The sequence below is a fragment of the Exiguobacterium sp. s59 genome (genome assembly GCF_018617475.1).
GTDB classification, from domain to species: Bacteria; Bacillota; Bacilli; order Exiguobacteriales; family Exiguobacteriaceae; genus Exiguobacterium; species Exiguobacterium aestuarii.
The window spans coordinates 380,280-395,858 of the sequence record NZ_JACSKG010000001.1 but is presented as its reverse complement, the minus strand read 5'-3'; the positions used below and the strand labels follow the sequence as shown (position 1 = coordinate 395,858).

Here is a 15,579-nt window from a genome sequence, read left to right as displayed (position 1 = left end):
GCCCTTATGTGTCTAAGGACTGTAATATAACTGACTATTCATTCGTTTTCTTATATGGAACAAAGTAAAAACCACCATCCATGACGACCGTTCCTTGCTGTCCTTTTGGGATGTTTTCATAGATTTCTCCATATTTCGATACGGTCTCACTTAACTTCAAAGTCGGGGTGAGAAGCGTATTTCCGTCATTCATAAAGATCTCGTAACGTGTCGGCTCCCCTTTTTGCTTAGACAAGATGACTTCCGACATACGAGCCCGAGTCGCATCATCGACTTGTTCCAACTCACTTGCAATCTTTTCGAGTTCCTTTTCTGAATTGAACTCTCTTAGCAGTGGACCGTCTTTTAACTTCTGAGGGTCGGTGATGGTGCCTGTCGGATGAAGTGAGCCGTCTGCTAAAACGACGACATCTCCTGTCTCCGCACGAGCATAGGCAATCATCTTCTCTTCCGTCACATTGACGTGAACCACGTTATACCAAGATCGGTCTATGTCTACCCGTTTGACACCAGGCAACTTTTCCATTTGTGCACTCATCTTACTTGGTGATAGACTGACAAATTTTGTCGATGTGTCGAGTTCCATGTCTTGAAACACATAGGTCTCATCTAACCAGTAAAGTCCAGATACGTTCACTTCTTTTACGTTCGACATCGAAGTTTGCATATAGACCACGAGTAAGATGAGAATCCCAAACAGGGAAAGCACGGAGAACATCCGACGGTTCGCTTTTTTCCGTCGCTGTTTTTTCATGTACGGAATACGGTCTTCTAGACTGCGTACCGTTTGTTGGCTTGGTTCCATCGGATTCTACTCCTTTATCGAATGACTTCTTCTACTAGGTCGGCTAGCGCATCCGACGCGTCTGGGAATCCGAGGGCACGGGATGCGTTCGCCATCTCCTCTTGTCGACCGAGCACTTGACGAATCGCTTCGACGAGCGTCTCACCAGTCAACGACTCTTCTTTTACGAGTAAAGCCGCTCCGTTCTCGACAAGAGCAGAGGCATTTTTCGTCTGGTGGTCTGCCGTCACGTATGGACTCGGAATTAAAACACTTGGCAACCCGAGTGCGGTCAATTCAGAAATCGTCGAGGCTCCTGCACGCGAGATGACGAGTGACGTACAAGCAAGCAAGGATGGCATATCATAGACGTACGGATGAATGTGGACATTTTCAGAAGTTGGCGCTTCTTTCGTCACAGATTCATAATGGACCTTCCCGGTGACGTAAAGTACGTTGATCGGTAAGTCTGACAGCGCCGGGATGGCCTCTATGACGGCACGGTTGATCGCTTCGGCGCCACGGCTCCCTCCGTAAATCAATACGATTGGTCGTTCGTCTAACTTATACTGTTCACGAACAGCTGCTACATCAACTTTTGTTTGTAGCACTTCACTCCCACGCGGGTTCCCAATCAAACGAACGTTCGCATCAGGGAAATGAACATCGGACCCTTTAAAGGAAAGGGCGACCCGATCCGCTTTCTTCGATAAAAACTTATTCGTTAATCCCGGGATGCTGTTTTGTTCATGTAAAATTGTCGGGATACCGAGCTGTTGCGCCGTATAAACGACTGGTCCGGACACGAATCCGCCCGTCCCGATGACAACATCCGGTTTGAACGCCGCCATATCTTTTTTAAGAGAACGCACCGCTTTCAAAAACCAATATGCCGTCTTCAAGTTCTCGAGTGAGAGAGACCGCTTCAACCCAGCGATTTGGATTGATTTAAACGGGACCCCTGTTCTTGGGACGAGATCGGCTTCTAACCCATTCTCCGTTCCAACGTATTGTACCTGTAAATCAGGGTGACGTTTTTGTAACGTCTCGATCAATGCGAGGGCCGGATAAATATGACCACCGGTACCCCCACCAGAAATCATGATTTTCATCGGTTCGCCTCCTCATATGCGCGAACGAAATGAACAAACTGTTCGCCTCGTTCTTCAAACGTCTTAAATTGATCCCAACTTGCACAAGCAGGAGATAAGAGAATGACGTCTCCCGCCTCAGATTGCTCAAACGCGAGTGGGACGGCGTCTGCTAACGTCTCGACAGTGAATGATGGGATTTGTTGAGACTCCCCGAGCGCTTTAAAACGCTCTTTCGTCTCACCGTATGCGACGATCGCTTTCACATTTGAAAGGGCCGGTACGAGCGAAGATAAGTCCGCACCCCGTTCGAGTCCTCCACAGAGCCACACAATCGGAGCGTCAAATCCTCGTAACGCTGCCTCCGCCGCGACATTATTCGTCGCCTTCGAATCATTGTAGACGGCACGTCCGAGGACGTCACCTAAACTTTCAGTCCGATGCGCGACGCCTCCAAAGTTTCGTAACACACGCTCGACGTGTGCTTTCGGAAGATCAAACGGCTCGACTAACAGAAGCGCCGCGAGCACGTTCTCGACGTTATGGGCACCACCTAATGCCAATTCGTTCACGCGAATGACTCGCTCACCACGCACCGTGACCCAACCATCCACTACGGAAGCTTCTCCTCGCTCAAAACTGAACGTGCTTGGCTCGAGCTGAGTCGGGACACGTTTCATCACTTCGGCGTCTGTCACTTTAACGACGACTTGGTCGTCAGACGTCATTTTGCGGAACAGATTTCCTTTTGCGTCTGCGTATGCGTCAAAATCACCGTGATAGTCAAGATGGGCTTCTGATAGATTAAGCAATGCTGCCGAACGCGGATGGAACGACTCGACGCCCATCAACTGAAAACTCGACAATTCAATGACAATCAATTCGCCCGCCTTCGCTTCTGTCGCGACCTCGATTGCCGGGAATCCTATGTTTCCCGCAAGATGAACCGGACGATCTCCGCCTTTGAGCAACTCATAGACGAGCGTCGTTGTCGTCGTCTTCCCGTTCGACCCTGTGATGGCGACGAATTCTGCCTCCGTTGCCAAATAAGCGAGCTCGACTTCCGTGTAGATTGGAATCTCACGCGACATCGCTTCTTGAAGCAACGGAATGTGGTACGGGATCCCTGGATTTTTGACAATCAGGTCTGCTTCACTCAATAAACCGATTGGGTGTTCGTTAAACACTGATTTTATCCCGAGTGCTTGAATTTTTTCTTGTTCGTCTTCGGGTGGAATGTTACCCGTATTAATCGTCACATCCGCTCCCGCATGATGCAAATACGTCGCCGCTGCAATCCCGCTCTTAGCGGCACCGAGGACGAGAACTTTTTTACCGTGCCATTGCTTTTCCATCTGTCTCACCCTTTTACATGAGTAGTAATGATAAACCTGCTGTAATTAAACTGATGCCACCGAACGTGAGGACGATGCGCCATTCCGACCATCCAACCATTTCGAAATGGTGATGAATCGGACTCATTTTAAAGATACGCTTCCCTGTCGTTTTGAACGAAAGGACTTGTAAGATGACACTCAATGTCTCGATGACAAAAATGATTCCGACAAAAACGAGAAGCAACTCAAGCTTCAACATGAGTGCGAGTCCAGCGACAGCCCCGCCTAACGCGAGAGAGCCTGTATCGCCCATGAAAATCTTAGCCGGATATTTGTTAAAGACGAGGAACCCAATCAAAGCACCGACAACGGCGAATGCGAACCAGGCAATCCCGAGCTCATCTTGTGCGAGCGCATAAATACCAAAGAACGTGAACGTCGGAATGGCTGAGAATGAGACGAGACCATCTAGACCGTCCGTCAAGTTGACGGCATTTGAGAATCCGACGAGCCAGAAAATGACGATGGCGATATAGAACCATCCTGTATCAAATGAAACGGATGTGAACGGAATCGAAATCGATGTATCGAGTTCCCCACCAAGAGACAAGAACCAGGCGAACAAGACGGAGACGACGATTTGACCAATCAACTTCTGTAGAGACGTCAAGCCAAGGTTTCGTTTATTGACGACTTTGATGTAATCATCTAAAAATCCGATTACCCCGAACGCCATCGTCACGAATAGAAGTGTCCCGAATCCGGCGACTGCTTCCCCGAAGATGACGGAGACGATAAAGCCAACTAAAATGGCGAGCAAGATGACGATTCCGCCCATCGTCGGCGTACCTGATTTCTTCTGGTGCCAACCCGGACCTTCGTCACGAATCTCTTGTCCAAATTTCAATTGACGCAATGCCGGAATGGCTCGCGGCATGACGATTAAGACACTTAATAATGCACTGATCAATACGATTAAACTAATTAACATGTTGCTACCTCACTACTCTATTTATTGAACGAGACGCTCAAGCGCCAGTCCTCGAGATGCCTTTAACAATACCACAGTATCCGGTCGTTGATAACGATGAAGGAGTGCCTTCGCTTCCTCAACATTCGGGACAAGCGTGACGTTCACGCGCGTATCTTGAATCCCATCCGCAATCCATTTTGCTTTTTCGCCGACGAGAATACAATCCGTCACCGGAGACGTCACGACAGCCCCCACTTGTGTATGTTGCATTTGTTCATCCGTTCCAAGCTCATACATATCTCCAAGCACGAGCACGCGCTTTTTGAACCCTTCGAGTGATTTGATCGTCTCAATCGCTGCGATCATCGATGTCGGACTTGCATTGTAAGCGTCGTTGATGAGATGTGCTTCACCGAACATCTGCTTCTCCATTCGCATCGTCGTCAATTTGATTCGATCAAGACCACGTTGAATCATCGCATGATCGAGTCCGAACTCGAGACCGCATGCAATCGCATAAGCTGCGTTTCGGATTTGATGGGCACCGAGTACCTTCAACTCATATAAGTCACCGTTATATTTAAAGATGGATGCTTCGAACGTCGTCTCGACCACTTCGATTTTCCCGTCAGCCGTCTCATCGTATCCGACTCGATAGCCTTGACCGTCAAGGAGCGGCTCGTCTGCATCGACGATCAATCGTCCGTCCGGTTTCAGACCAGCCTTGATTTCAAGTTTCGCTTTCGCGATACCGGAACGCCCACCGACTTGTTCTCCATGAGATTCACCGATGTTCGTCACAAACGCCACGTCCGGTTTGGCAAGCTTCGATAATTGCTCGATTTGACCGAATCCGTTCATGCCCATTTCTAATACGGCCACTTCCGTATCGCGCGGCATTCTGAGGACGGTAAGCGGTAGACCGACATCTGAATTAAAGTTGCCAGCCGTCTTATGCGTCTTGAATTTTTCTTCTAGTACGACGGCGATCATGTCTTTGGTAGACGTTTTTCCGTTCGAACCGGTAATGGCAACCACAAGCGGATGGATTTCCTCTAAATAGCGGGCAGCGGCGGTTTGCAAAGCTTCGACCGTCGACTTGACCGGAATGACGAACACATTGTCCGGTTGAGGGCGACCTTCTTCCCAGAACGTCACGATGGCCCCTTTCTCGATTGCTGCTTCGATGTAGTCATGACCGTCAACACGTGCCCCGACGATCGGCACGAATAGCCCGGCCTCATTTGCATCTCTAGAATCCGTGGCGACACGTTCGACGAGACGCTCGTCATCCACTTCAATTCCAAACCATGACGCTAATTTTTGAACTGTCAGTTGTTCCATTCAAACTTCCTCCTCATACATAGGAAAAGAGAGCCGCAGCCCTCTTCATCTCGTGCGTTAATTCGATGGTGTCTCCAATTTCACTTTCAAGGAGGCGCCGGTCTTGACAGGTTTCCCTTTGCCAATCGATTGCGATGTGACAAATCCGGTACCATCGATTTCTAAATTTAATTGATAAAGCGTCGCCAAGCGTTTCACATCACGTAACGACCACCCTTTTAATGTTGGCATCGTAAACGAATTACTCGTTTTTAGCAACAGTCGTTCACCGACGACGTAAGATTGTCCTTTTACAGGGCTCTGTGCCGTCACTTCATCCCCGTCACCTAAAACGATCGGGTTGAACGAACTGTCAGTCGCCTCTTTTACGGCATCCTCACGGTTATTACCGATATAAGATGACGTTGTCTTTGTCGAGGCCTCGACCGCTTTTTCTTGCTTTTCAGGCTCGACACTCCGGTAACGTAACGCGACATCCATCACATCTTTAAAGAGTGGCGCCATGATGCGTGGTCCGGTTGTCGACGAGTCACTGTTCGGTCGATCGACAGCGATATACATGACGAGTTCGGGGTCGTCTTCTGGTGCCATCCCGACGAATGAGTGAATGTATTGTCCACTCAAATACTTCCCGTTCTCAGCGATTTGCGCGGTACCGGTCTTTCCGACCACTTGATAGTTGTCTAACGCGTACAATTGCCCAGTCCCTACATCACTGTTGACGACACCGTCAAGCGCTTCACGCGTCTTTTTCGCGGTCTCAGCGGTGATCGGTTGGCCGACCTCTTTCGGATTCGTCGTCCGAATCGTCTCACCGGTTTCACTGTTGACAATCTTCTTAATGACATGCGGTTGCTTCATCGTGCCATCGGTCGCAATCGCAGATGTCGCCTGTAAGATTTGCATCGGCGTCACCGCGGTCGATTGTCCCCAAGCCGTGATCAAGACGTTCATCGGACTCTCGAAGTCGAATTGGCTGTTTACCTCGCCCGGTAAATCGATACCAGTCCGTTGATCGAACTTGAACGCTTTAAAGTAATCTTCATAACGGCTGAGACCGAGGCGTTCGTTCGCTAAAATTGAGAACGCAACGTTCGATGAGTGCCAAACGCCTTCTACCATAGGAATGGTACCCCATCCGGTAATGTTGTAATCATTGAATACCGTCTTGCCGTATTTGTACGAGCCTGACTTATACAGCTCGTTCGGGTTGTACACACCTTCGTTGATTGCGGCCGCTAATGTGAAAATTTTCATCGTCGACCCTGGCTCAAAGCGTGACGAGACCGAGAAGTTACTATATGAAGAAATTTCACGCGTGTTCGGGTCGAATGAAGGACGGTCCGATAAGGCGATGATCTCACCTGTTTTCGGGTCCATGATGATGGCCGTCGCGTTCTTCGGTTCATATTCCTCATACAGCTCATTCATCTTCGCCTCGAGTAGCTGTTGAATCCGGTGGTCGATCGTCAATTGTACGTCGGCCCCGTCTTCCGGCTCGATTTTTAATTGTTCGTCACTCGAGACGAGCTCACGGCCGGCCAAATCTTTTTCAAATCGATACAAGCCGTACGACTCACTTAAAATGTCGTTAAGCGACTTTTCGATACCAAGTTCACCGACGAGCTCGATGCGACCGTTTTGGTCAATCTTTTGCGCATAACCGATGACGGAAGATGCGAATACTTTATTCGGGTAATAACGCTTCGGCTCCTCGACGAACGTGATTCCTGGGAGTTCGAACGCTTCGATTTCTTCTTTTTGTTCAACGGTCAAATCGCGACCGGGAACGCCAAACTCGATTTGACCACGGTCGACATTTTGTTCGAGTCGTTTCAAGATGTCGGCTTCTGCCATCGGAAGAACGGTCGCAAGTTGTTTCGCTGCTTCTTCAAACTCATTAGGCATGAGCGTCTTCCCATCGACCCGCTCACCGCCAAGTTTTAACACGGCGACGAGTCGATACGATGGAATGTTGATGGCGATCGGTTGACCGAAACGGTCGTATACCTCGCCTCGTTCGGCCTCTAACGTACTGACTGCCTTCCATCGCTGTTCCTCAGCGAACGCCAACATATTCTCGCCTTTATATGTATGCGTGACCGACAAGTAAAGAAACCATCCGACAAAAAATAAAAAGAGTGGGGTGAAGCAGACAATCGCTACCCACGCCACTCTTTTTTTACTCTGTTGTAGAGAATTCATCAATCAATCACCTTGACGTTCTTCTCATTGAATTTCATTCCGAGTTTCTCGGCAATCGCGTAAATTCTTTCTGGCGAGCTTAGTTGGGCGATTTCATACTTCAGTTCTTCGTTTTCTTTTGCAACCCCATTCACCTGCTGGTTGACGGCTGCCGTGTCACGCATAATGTTATACGCTTCGTTGTGTTTTGACACCGTGATGCCACCGAACATGACCACTGAACCAATCATCACTGGATACAGGATCGATTCAAACAAGGTCAACGTGCGTCGTTTTGGAGCAGGTATTGGTCGTTCTTGCGGAATCGGATTTCGATTCGGTGTAACTTGAGGCTGCAACGCCTTACGGGCAGCTTCTGGCATCAGGTATCCCTCCTACAAAGTGATTATTTTTGTTTTTCGGCCACTCTCAGTTTTGCCGAGCGTGAACGACGGTTATCTTCGAGTTCTCCCTCGCTCGCCACAATCGGTTTGCGCGTGATCAACTTGAGTTCAGGTTCGAACTCTTTCGGGATGACTGGCAATCCTGGCGGTAACGGCGGGTGTTGGCTCCGTTCTTTAAACACTTGTTTACAAATGCGATCTTCTAACGAATGGAACGTAATGACACAGATGCGTCCGTTTAATGCGAGTAAGTCAATCGCATCTTGAACTGCCCGGTCGAATACGTTCAACTCGTCATTGACGGCGATTCGAATCGCTTGGAACGTTCTCTTCGCTGGATGACCACCTTTTCGTCTTGCTGGTGCAGGAATCGCTTCTTTAATCAAGTCGACAAGCTCAAACGTCGTCTCAATCGGTTTATCGGCACGCGCTTGCTCAATCTTTCGTGCGATTTGTTTCGAAAACTTTTCCTCCCCGTATGTAAAGAAAATACGAGCAAGTTCGCCAAACGACCATTCATTCACAACATGATAGGCTGAAAACTCTCGCGAGCGGTCCATTCTCATATCAAGCGGTGCGTCGTAGTTATAACTGAATCCACGCTCCGCCTCATCAAGCTGTGGCGAAGAAACGCCTAAGTCGAATAGGACGCCGTCCACTTTTGTCACGCCATGTTGTGCGAGTTCTTCTTTCAAGTGAACGAAGTTGCTCTTTATAAACGTCACACGGCCTTCATAAGGAGCCAATCGCTCTTTCGCATGAGCGAGTGCGACGTCATCTTGGTCGAACGCATATAGTTGGCCCGTCGTTAGACGCTTTGCGATTTCTTCACTATGACCCGCTCCACCTAACGTACAGTCCACATATACCCCATCTGGCTTGATGTTCAATCCCTCAATGGACTCCATTTTTAAAACCGTTTCATGCTCAAACATTCAAAAAACCCTCTCAACCTACAAATTTCAACTGTTTTATTACACTTACTTTATCATAAAAATGTCAAGGTCCGTACAGGTTTTTAGCGAAAAGAGGAAACAAAAAGGTAACAACAAAAAAAAGCTCCTGACAAATGTCAAGAGCTGTTCAAAAAAAGGTTATACCTTGAACAAACATCGTTCTGTATCCGATTGCTCATATGCGTGTTTCATCCGCTCGAAGATGTCTAATCCATGACGATTCAACATCGGAACCATCGATAAAATACGCTCTTGAGGTGCATCCATCGGGAATAGTCGAGTCGAAAGATGAATACGGCGCGCGTTCAATCGATATTGATCACGTTTCGCCTCGGCACGCATCTCATCTGCCAAACGTTCGAGAACGTGTCTCGACTTCGATTCAAATCGTCTTCCGTGGCTGCGAGCTTCCTGACTAACCGCCTCCGTGAGTGTCCGATACGCGTACAACTTCGCTTCAAACGCCTCATCATCAAACGGATGGTCAGGTAACGGCCGTTTCATATATTCCTCTAGCGTGACGCTCTCTTGTCTTAATTTCTTTTCGTCGTTACTCGAGACGATCAAACCACCGAGACGTGGTAACAGTAGCGGCATCTTCCATCCGAGTTCGTGGAATAACGGACGGAGTTGTAGCCAATAGGCGATTTCCCCAGGACCCGCTACATAGCCGAGCGTAGGGAATAAATAGTCTTGCATGAGCGGCCTGGAGACCACGTTATTCGAAAAGCGTTCGGGGTGTGCCTCAATTTCACGGAGCAATTCGGTTTCCGTGAATCGATGACCACGTTTCGTCGTGTACACCCCGTCAGTTTTGGTGAGCAACTCACGTGTGCCGTCATGATAAAACAGATGCGCCGCCTCTTTGTTTAACTCGACTGCCGGCATTCCGTCTTCAAAAGCGTCCTCAAGGGCTAGATGCAATGCATCATGTTGCTCGATGAGCCGACGGAACATCGGGCGTTCAAGCGCGCGTACGTCTTTTGCGTGCGGATCAAATAATAAGAAGTCGTTCCCTACGAAACGACGCATCATCCCTCCGAAAAACTGAGCGAACGAATGACTCCCTTGTATGAGTTCGATCAACGCATGGTACAGACGTGATGTATGCGGTGTCTCCGTCTCATTCAACAGCAACCGCTGCGCCATTTGCACAAGCTCGAGCTTCACGCGATCGAATTCGAGCTCCCCGACAGATGCTTTCCCTGCTAGCGGAAGCGTCGACAAGGCGTCTTTCTTTAAAGTTCTCGAAAACGTCTGTGTCGTGAAGACGTGATTGATTTCCGCGAAGTCATGATCTTCCGTCGCCATCCAGAAAATCGGAAGGACGGGTTTACCGAGCTTCGCTTCCGCTTCTTTCGCTCGTTTGATGACCGCCAACAATTTATATACAGCGAACAAGGGTCCACCGTACACACCGACTTGTTGCCCGGTCACCATGACATATGCTTCCCGTTGTTCGAGTAAATCGAGATTCGCTGATAAACGTTCCGATAGTTCCCCGAACTGCCGTTGTTGCTGTTTTAAAATTTGGACGAGCTCATGCAGATGGTCGTACGAACGTCCTGCAATTTCTCTTGCACGCTCCTCGACCTCATCCATGCCTCGATAATCGAGCCAACGTCCATACCCTTGCTCGACTTGGATCATCGGAGATGTGGGTGCATATAGGGCATCAAATGCTTCTACCTTCACGTATAACAACTTCCTTTCAATCAATCAACGAATCATTTCTTGAGCTACGCCGATCGCAAATAAAATGGCATGCGTCGGGACTAGGAGTAAAAAGAGGAGACGCCAACCATGGACGAACATCTTTGTGAACAATACTTCCTCATATCGAACCCGTTGCCAGATCGCATTGATCGGAAAGATGGCACAGCAGGCCGCAAGCAATAGAAGAAACATTTCCGTCCCGACGATGGCCTCAAGTAAAACCCCACAAGCATAAAACCAGAGTACGACTCCGGCATCACATGCGAGTTTGAATGAGTTGATTGACTTCGGCATAATTTTTCTAAGTATCATATACACCATAAACCATAAGATGAGTGGAAATGAAACGATATACACTAACACGATGCGCTCGCTCCTATAATCAGTTTATGTAGCAGTGGAATAACGGTAAGTGAAATCTTCATTTGTTCAGCTTTCTCTATGACAGGTTTCAAGATGGCATCCACCTCTGTCGGCCTACCTTCCTCAAGATCACGCAACATGGAAGAACGATTCTCCGCAGTACGCTCGATGATGGACTCGATATACGAATACGAGACACGCTTTGAAAATAAAGGCGTCAATTCTTCATAAATGGAATGCGCAATCTCACGATAGGGTGCGTTCGCGAGCGCCCCATTCGGAACACGGCACAACGCTGTGATCGGATTGATAATCGCATTTGCGAACAGTTTTTCGACGACGACTTGTTCGATGTCATCTTCCCAGATGACCTGAAGCGGACTATCTTGAAGTGTGATCGGAAGGAGGCCTGTCATACTCCCGATTCGTATACGACCGAGCCCTCGATGCTCGATCACGTCCCCTTGTTTCGTCACCCCATGCTCGACGACACCTAAATGAAACCCATGACGTTTCGCATAGTCTAGATGGGCAATGCCGTTCGAACAAATGAACACCGGAACCGCTCCGGAGAGTCGTGCCGTCGCCTGTTCGACTTGGTGAGCTTTCGTCGTGACAAAAAAGAGATCCTGGTCAGTCTCTTGTAACGTCATGCTAGATTGAAGCGACACATATGCTGACCCACTCGTCAAACCTGTCCGTGTGATTAAAATCTTTTCAGGTGATCCGCTTCGTCCATATACCGTCACCTCATAATCATCAGCGAGCAAGGATGCCATCAATAGTCCGACCGCCCCGTTCCCGATGATGCCAATCCGTTTAATGGAGTTCATACATGCTTTCCTCCTGATTAGAACTATTTTCGCACAAAAAGTTTACCACATCTTCTCGTCATGACCCAAAAATGACAAACAAAAAAAGAAGCGACCTGATGTCAGGTCACTTCTTCTCGCATTATTTGCTTGTCACTTCTTTACCGTTATAATGTCCGCAAGATTTGCAAACACGGTGTGAAAGTTTCATTTCGCCACAGTTCGGGCACTCGTTCATACCAGGTACGTTGAGTTTGAAGTGAGTACGACGAAGACGTTTGCGAGTTTTCGACGTTCTACGGAATGGTACTGCCATCGTTGTCCACCTCCTTGAAAAGTTAACCTTCCTCGTTCTCTTTTTTCGAGAACAGGTCGGCCAGTCCCGCGAATCGCGAGTCAATTTTTGGTTGGGCTTCGGGCTGTTCGTCAGTAAGCGTCCAGCCTTCTCCTTCAACCTGAGTTTTGTCTGTTTCGTTCCCGTAAACTTGCATCGGGACGTCTAACATGATGAGCTCTTTTACGATCGGCACAAGACTGATCGTATTTCCTTCTGGCAAATTCACGTCATCGAATTGCTCCGTATAACGCCCATTCTCCAAAAAGAAAGGCTCGAGCGATTCAATATCGAATTCATAAGTGACGTCTTCTAACGTTCGCGCATCTGGCAACGTCAGATCACCTTGAATCTTCAGATTGAATGTAACTTGATTAGATGTGAACGATGCATCCCCGTGCACATGCACCGGGCGAATCGAACGGATATCCGGATGGAGCTGAGTCAGCTCTGGTAGTTCTACCATCTCATCGATCGTAAAACCGTCACCCTGGTTTCGGAGCTTAAGTAGCTGTGCAATAGACCATTTCATCCGAATCACCTCAATTGCAACAATATGAATTATAGATAGGCCAACTTGTTTTGTCAATGTTTTTTCTTTACACTAAAATCAGTTGACGACGGCGCTTTGCCAAAGCGTACTTACTCATCTTACACCAATCCATACGACAATGCAAAGGAGTAAATCATGCAAAAGACGGCCATTATTGCAGAGTACAATCCGTTTCACAACGGACACTTTTATCAAGCGCAAACTGCACGTCAAGAAACGGGTGCTGATGTCATGATTGCCATCATGAGTGCACAGTTCACTCAGCGAGGAGAACCGGCCTCTTTCGATAAGTGGAAACGGGCTATAGCAGCCGTCGAGAGCGGAGCGATCGATCTTGTCGTCGAACTGCCTACCAAGTACGGGGTACAGCGAGCGGACCGCTTTGCCACGTCTGCTGTTTCGATTGCAGAACAACTTCGTTGCCAAACGTTATCGTTCGGAAGTGAAAGCGGTGACGTCGACGCCATTGTTCACGCTGCTCAATCAAATGTCGAAGAGTCCCCTCTATATAAAGAGGCACTCCATCAAGCGTTACAAGAAGGACATTCATCGGCGCAAGCTTCGAGTCGAGCGTTTCATACCGTCTATCCGTCCTTTGATTTGACACGCCCTAACAATATTTTGGCCTATCATTATGCCAAAGCTGCGAAGACGATTCAGCTACATACGGTCAAGCGTCTCGGTGCAGATTACCATGATACCTCACTCACGGACGTCATGTCGGCCACAGGCATTCGTGCCCATTACTTAGACACGGGTGAAGTTCTTGCCGTCCCTGCATCCACTGAAGCGATGTTTCGGACGCAATCGATGACGCATTGGGAACTGTATTGGCCCGTCTTACAATATAAGCTTCGGACGTTACCGCTCCACACATTGACCGAACTCGTTGGCATTGATGCTTCTCTTGCACCTCGTCTGAAGCGAGCTGGGCTCGAAACATCATTTGACGCTGCCCTCACAGCCGTTTCGACACGTCGATATACGCGTACATCGATTCAACGGGCGTTCGTGTCCGTTCTTCTGCACTGGTTAAAAGATGACGTACCGACACGTTTTGACGATGTCCCGTACGTGAGACCGCTCGCTTTTAACGACATCGGTCGCGCGGCGTTACGCGATCTGAAACATGAGTTGCCGCTCCTCAGCAAATATGACGAGCGTCTCGATTTTGAAGCCCGCGTTACCGAAGCGTATCGACTGCCGCTTCATAACGACGCACTAATCGAACATCGGCAACGACCTCAGTTCATCTCTTCTAAATAACGAATCGCGTCTTCGACCGTCTTCACAGGGACGACTTTGATGTCACTGTCGAGACGGTCGCGTGATTCGAGCGCTTCTTCATAATTGGAGCCGGCTGGAACGAAGAAGACTGTTGCCCCTTCTTCCTCTGCTGCGACAATTTTTTGCCATGCGCCTCCGATCGGTCCAACATTTCCTTCCTCATCAACGGTTCCTGTACCAGCAATCCGCTTTCCGTTCGCCAAATCGCCCGGTGTCAATTGGTCATAAATCTCTAACGTGAACATCAACCCCGCGGACGGTCCGCCGACATTCGTCAGTGCGACATCGACTTCAGGCACTGCTGTGATTTCCTGGACGGGAAGTGGCTCATAAATGCCAATCCCGACGCGGTCACCACTTTGGTCAATCGGCTGAATGAGCGTCTGTACGACACGTTCTTCTCCGTCTCGCTCAATCGTCAACTCAACCTCATCTCCCGCGTCAGATTCCATCACCCGGTTTAAAAAGTCAGTACGCGTCGCAAAAGACATCCCGTCGATCGCCGTAATGATATCGCCTGGCTTTAACACGTTAGCGGCGAGCGAGCCTGGAATCGGTGCCGATACGTAAATCCCTTCAAAGTCGACCGTCACTTCTTTGCCGGCGAGCTCATACGCATATTGAATTGCCGCTTGTTGAGAGGAGTCCATCAGGAGTTGCTGTCGGCGATCGTAGTCCGCCTCACTTTCCCCATCATATAAATAGCGACTGGATAAATTGGCTTCTGTGAACGGTGTGACCCAACTTTCCACTAGCCAAAACGGCGTCGCACGTCGTTGGGAAATCGTCACCATCATCAGTTCCCCGTCGTCCTTTTCGCCACCTACGACGGTCAGGAATTCTTCAATCGACGTCGCCGCACCAGGTGATGAAATGTAATAAGGGAGCGGAACGAAGAGAAATAGAAGAACCGTGATGAGCAACCCAATCCCGATTTTTAGCGATTTCATTGTCCCGAACTCACTTGGTATTTTTTGCGTAACGCCACTTCGACTTGTTCTGGTACGAGCTCACTGACTGACGCGCCATATTTCGCCACTTCTTTGACGATGGACGAGCTTAGGAATGAATATTGACTGTTCGTCATCATGAACAGCGTTTCTACGTTTTCATTCAGTTTTTTGTTGATCGATGCGATTTGAAGTTCATATTCAAAATCAGAAACAGCTCGTAGTCCTCGTACAATCGTTGCTGCTTCTCGTTCCGCTGCGTACTCGACAAGAAGTCCGCCGAACGCATCGGCCGACACGTTCGGAAGATGTGTCGTCACATCTCGAATGAGTTCTAATCGTTCTTCCACATCAAATAGTGGGGCCTTACTTGAGTTTTCAAGGACGGCGACAATGACTTCGTCAAAGATGGCCGCTGCCCGCTCGATAATATCTAAATGTCCATTTGTGATCGGGTCAAAGCTCCCCGGGCAAATCGCAATCCGCTTCAT

The 15,579-nt window shown here is 48.7% G+C and carries 16 protein-coding genes; 1 reads left to right on the top strand and 15 read right to left on the bottom strand.

Translation table 11 applies throughout. From position 1 onward, the window contains the following. Positions 1 to 34: 34 nt before the first annotated feature. The 13 genes from KNO91_RS02050 to KNO91_RS01990 all read right to left on the bottom strand — a co-directional run bounded on the left by KNO91_RS02050 (position 35) and on the right by KNO91_RS01990 (position 12,830). Positions 35 to 805: a cell division protein FtsQ/DivIB gene (locus KNO91_RS02050; RefSeq protein WP_214815861.1), complete on the bottom strand. Its 771-nt coding sequence runs from the start codon at positions 803 to 805 to the stop codon at positions 35 to 37. A gap of 14 nt (positions 806 to 819) precedes the next feature. After that, the gene (gene murG / locus KNO91_RS02045; protein ID WP_214789004.1) at positions 820 to 1,896 is read right to left on the bottom strand and encodes an undecaprenyldiphospho-muramoylpentapeptide beta-N-acetylglucosaminyltransferase; all 1,077 of its coding nucleotides are present in this window, start codon (positions 1,894 to 1,896) and stop codon (positions 820 to 822) included. Next, positions 1,893 to 3,230 carry a UDP-N-acetylmuramoyl-L-alanine--D-glutamate ligase gene (gene murD, locus KNO91_RS02040; protein ID WP_214815858.1) on the bottom strand — a complete coding sequence of 446 codons (1,338 nt, stop codon included), beginning with the start codon at positions 3,228 to 3,230 and terminating at the stop codon, positions 1,893 to 1,895. The genes murG and murD overlap by 4 nt, the downstream gene beginning before the upstream one ends. A gap of 13 nt (positions 3,231 to 3,243) precedes the next feature. Continuing rightward, positions 3,244 to 4,203 carry a phospho-N-acetylmuramoyl-pentapeptide-transferase gene (mraY, locus tag KNO91_RS02035; protein ID WP_214794185.1) on the bottom strand — a complete coding sequence of 320 codons (960 nt, stop codon included), beginning with the start codon at positions 4,201 to 4,203 and terminating at the stop codon, positions 3,244 to 3,246. Between the two features lie 21 nt (positions 4,204 to 4,224). Further along, entirely contained in the window at positions 4,225 to 5,529 is a 1,305-nt protein-coding gene (locus KNO91_RS02030) for a UDP-N-acetylmuramoyl-tripeptide--D-alanyl-D-alanine ligase (protein WP_214789012.1), read from the bottom strand. A gap of 57 nt (positions 5,530 to 5,586) precedes the next feature. Continuing rightward, positions 5,587 to 7,734, bottom strand: a complete 2,148-nt coding sequence (locus tag KNO91_RS02025) for a penicillin-binding protein (RefSeq protein WP_214815855.1) — start codon at positions 7,732 to 7,734, stop codon at positions 5,587 to 5,589. Beyond that, the gene (gene ftsL, locus KNO91_RS02020; RefSeq protein WP_214691757.1) at positions 7,734 to 8,096 is read right to left on the bottom strand and encodes a cell division protein FtsL; all 363 of its coding nucleotides are present in this window, start codon (positions 8,094 to 8,096) and stop codon (positions 7,734 to 7,736) included. Before ftsL ends, KNO91_RS02025 begins: the two co-directional genes overlap by 1 nt. A gap of 23 nt (positions 8,097 to 8,119) precedes the next feature. Then, complete coding sequence (gene rsmH, locus KNO91_RS02015; RefSeq protein WP_214789018.1) at positions 8,120 to 9,052, bottom strand: 16S rRNA (cytosine(1402)-N(4))-methyltransferase RsmH; 933 nt, start codon at positions 9,050 to 9,052, stop codon at positions 8,120 to 8,122. 159 nt (positions 9,053 to 9,211) lie between these two features. Further along, positions 9,212 to 10,768: a bacillithiol biosynthesis cysteine-adding enzyme BshC gene (bshC, locus tag KNO91_RS02010; RefSeq protein ID WP_371816626.1), complete on the bottom strand. Its 1,557-nt coding sequence runs from the start codon at positions 10,766 to 10,768 to the stop codon at positions 9,212 to 9,214. A gap of 24 nt (positions 10,769 to 10,792) precedes the next feature. Beyond that, on the bottom strand, positions 10,793 to 11,146 hold the full coding sequence (locus KNO91_RS02005; protein WP_371816629.1) for a DUF3397 domain-containing protein: 354 nt from the start codon (positions 11,144 to 11,146) through the stop codon (positions 10,793 to 10,795). Continuing rightward, a complete protein-coding gene (locus KNO91_RS02000) occupies positions 11,146 to 11,985 on the bottom strand; it encodes a 2-dehydropantoate 2-reductase (protein ID WP_214815853.1) in 840 nt (279 codons plus the stop codon). Before KNO91_RS02000 ends, KNO91_RS02005 begins: the two co-directional genes overlap by 1 nt. Positions 11,986 to 12,106: 121 nt before the next feature. Then, positions 12,107 to 12,280 carry a 50S ribosomal protein L32 gene (rpmF, locus tag KNO91_RS01995; protein WP_015881300.1) on the bottom strand — a complete coding sequence of 58 codons (174 nt, stop codon included), beginning with the start codon at positions 12,278 to 12,280 and terminating at the stop codon, positions 12,107 to 12,109. A gap of 22 nt (positions 12,281 to 12,302) precedes the next feature. Beyond that, a complete protein-coding gene (locus KNO91_RS01990; protein WP_214815850.1) occupies positions 12,303 to 12,830 on the bottom strand; it encodes a YceD family protein in 528 nt (175 codons plus the stop codon). A gap of 156 nt (positions 12,831 to 12,986) precedes the next feature. On the opposite strand from KNO91_RS01990, the gene KNO91_RS01985 reads away from it, so the two are divergent. After that, the gene (locus tag KNO91_RS01985) at positions 12,987 to 14,117 is read left to right on the top strand and encodes a tRNA(Met) cytidine acetate ligase (RefSeq protein ID WP_214815847.1); all 1,131 of its coding nucleotides are present in this window, start codon (positions 12,987 to 12,989) and stop codon (positions 14,115 to 14,117) included. Here KNO91_RS01985 and KNO91_RS01980 read toward each other — a convergent pair. Both KNO91_RS01980 and coaD read right to left on the bottom strand, forming a co-directional pair. After that, on the bottom strand, positions 14,096 to 15,088 hold the full coding sequence (locus KNO91_RS01980; RefSeq protein WP_214815843.1) for a SepM family pheromone-processing serine protease: 993 nt from the start codon (positions 15,086 to 15,088) through the stop codon (positions 14,096 to 14,098). The genes KNO91_RS01985 and KNO91_RS01980 overlap by 22 nt on opposite strands. Further along, positions 15,085 to 15,579, bottom strand: coding sequence for a pantetheine-phosphate adenylyltransferase (gene coaD / locus KNO91_RS01975; RefSeq protein ID WP_214815841.1), 495 nt, complete (start codon positions 15,577 to 15,579; stop codon positions 15,085 to 15,087). Before coaD ends, KNO91_RS01980 begins: the two co-directional genes overlap by 4 nt.

What these genes read in the sequence shown, in the direction of transcription:
- KNO91_RS02050 (WP_214815861.1), bottom strand. Translation starts at nt 805, where the DNA reads ATGGAACCAAGCCAACAAACGGTACGCAGTCTAGAAGACCGTATTCCG.
- murG (WP_214789004.1), bottom strand. Translation starts at nt 1,896, where the DNA reads ATGAAAATCATGATTTCTGGTGGGGGTACCGGTGGTCATATTTATCCG.
- murD (WP_214815858.1), bottom strand. Translation starts at nt 3,230, where the DNA reads ATGGAAAAGCAATGGCACGGTAAAAAAGTTCTCGTCCTCGGTGCCGCT.
- mraY (WP_214794185.1), bottom strand. Translation starts at nt 4,203, where the DNA reads ATGTTAATTAGTTTAATCGTATTGATCAGTGCATTATTAAGTGTCTTA.
- KNO91_RS02030 (WP_214789012.1), bottom strand. Translation starts at nt 5,529, where the DNA reads ATGGAACAACTGACAGTTCAAAAATTAGCGTCATGGTTTGGAATTGAA.
- KNO91_RS02025 (WP_214815855.1), bottom strand. Translation starts at nt 7,734, where the DNA reads ATGAATTCTCTACAACAGAGTAAAAAAAGAGTGGCGTGGGTAGCGATT.
- ftsL (WP_214691757.1), bottom strand. Translation starts at nt 8,096, where the DNA reads ATGCCAGAAGCTGCCCGTAAGGCGTTGCAGCCTCAAGTTACACCGAAT.
- rsmH (WP_214789018.1), bottom strand. Translation starts at nt 9,052, where the DNA reads ATGTTTGAGCATGAAACGGTTTTAAAAATGGAGTCCATTGAGGGATTG.
- KNO91_RS02000 (WP_214815853.1), bottom strand. Translation starts at nt 11,985, where the DNA reads ATGAACTCCATTAAACGGATTGGCATCATCGGGAACGGGGCGGTCGGA.
- rpmF (WP_015881300.1), bottom strand. Translation starts at nt 12,280, where the DNA reads ATGGCAGTACCATTCCGTAGAACGTCGAAAACTCGCAAACGTCTTCGT.
- KNO91_RS01990 (WP_214815850.1), bottom strand. Translation starts at nt 12,830, where the DNA reads ATGAAATGGTCTATTGCACAGCTACTTAAGCTCCGAAACCAGGGTGAC.
- KNO91_RS01985 (WP_214815847.1), top strand. Translation starts at nt 12,987, where the DNA reads ATGCAAAAGACGGCCATTATTGCAGAGTACAATCCGTTTCACAACGGA.
- KNO91_RS01980 (WP_214815843.1), bottom strand. Translation starts at nt 15,088, where the DNA reads ATGAAATCGCTAAAAATCGGGATTGGGTTGCTCATCACGGTTCTTCTA.
- coaD (WP_214815841.1), bottom strand. Translation starts at nt 15,579, where the DNA reads ATGAAGCGGATTGCGATTTGCCCGGGGAGCTTTGACCCGATCACAAAT.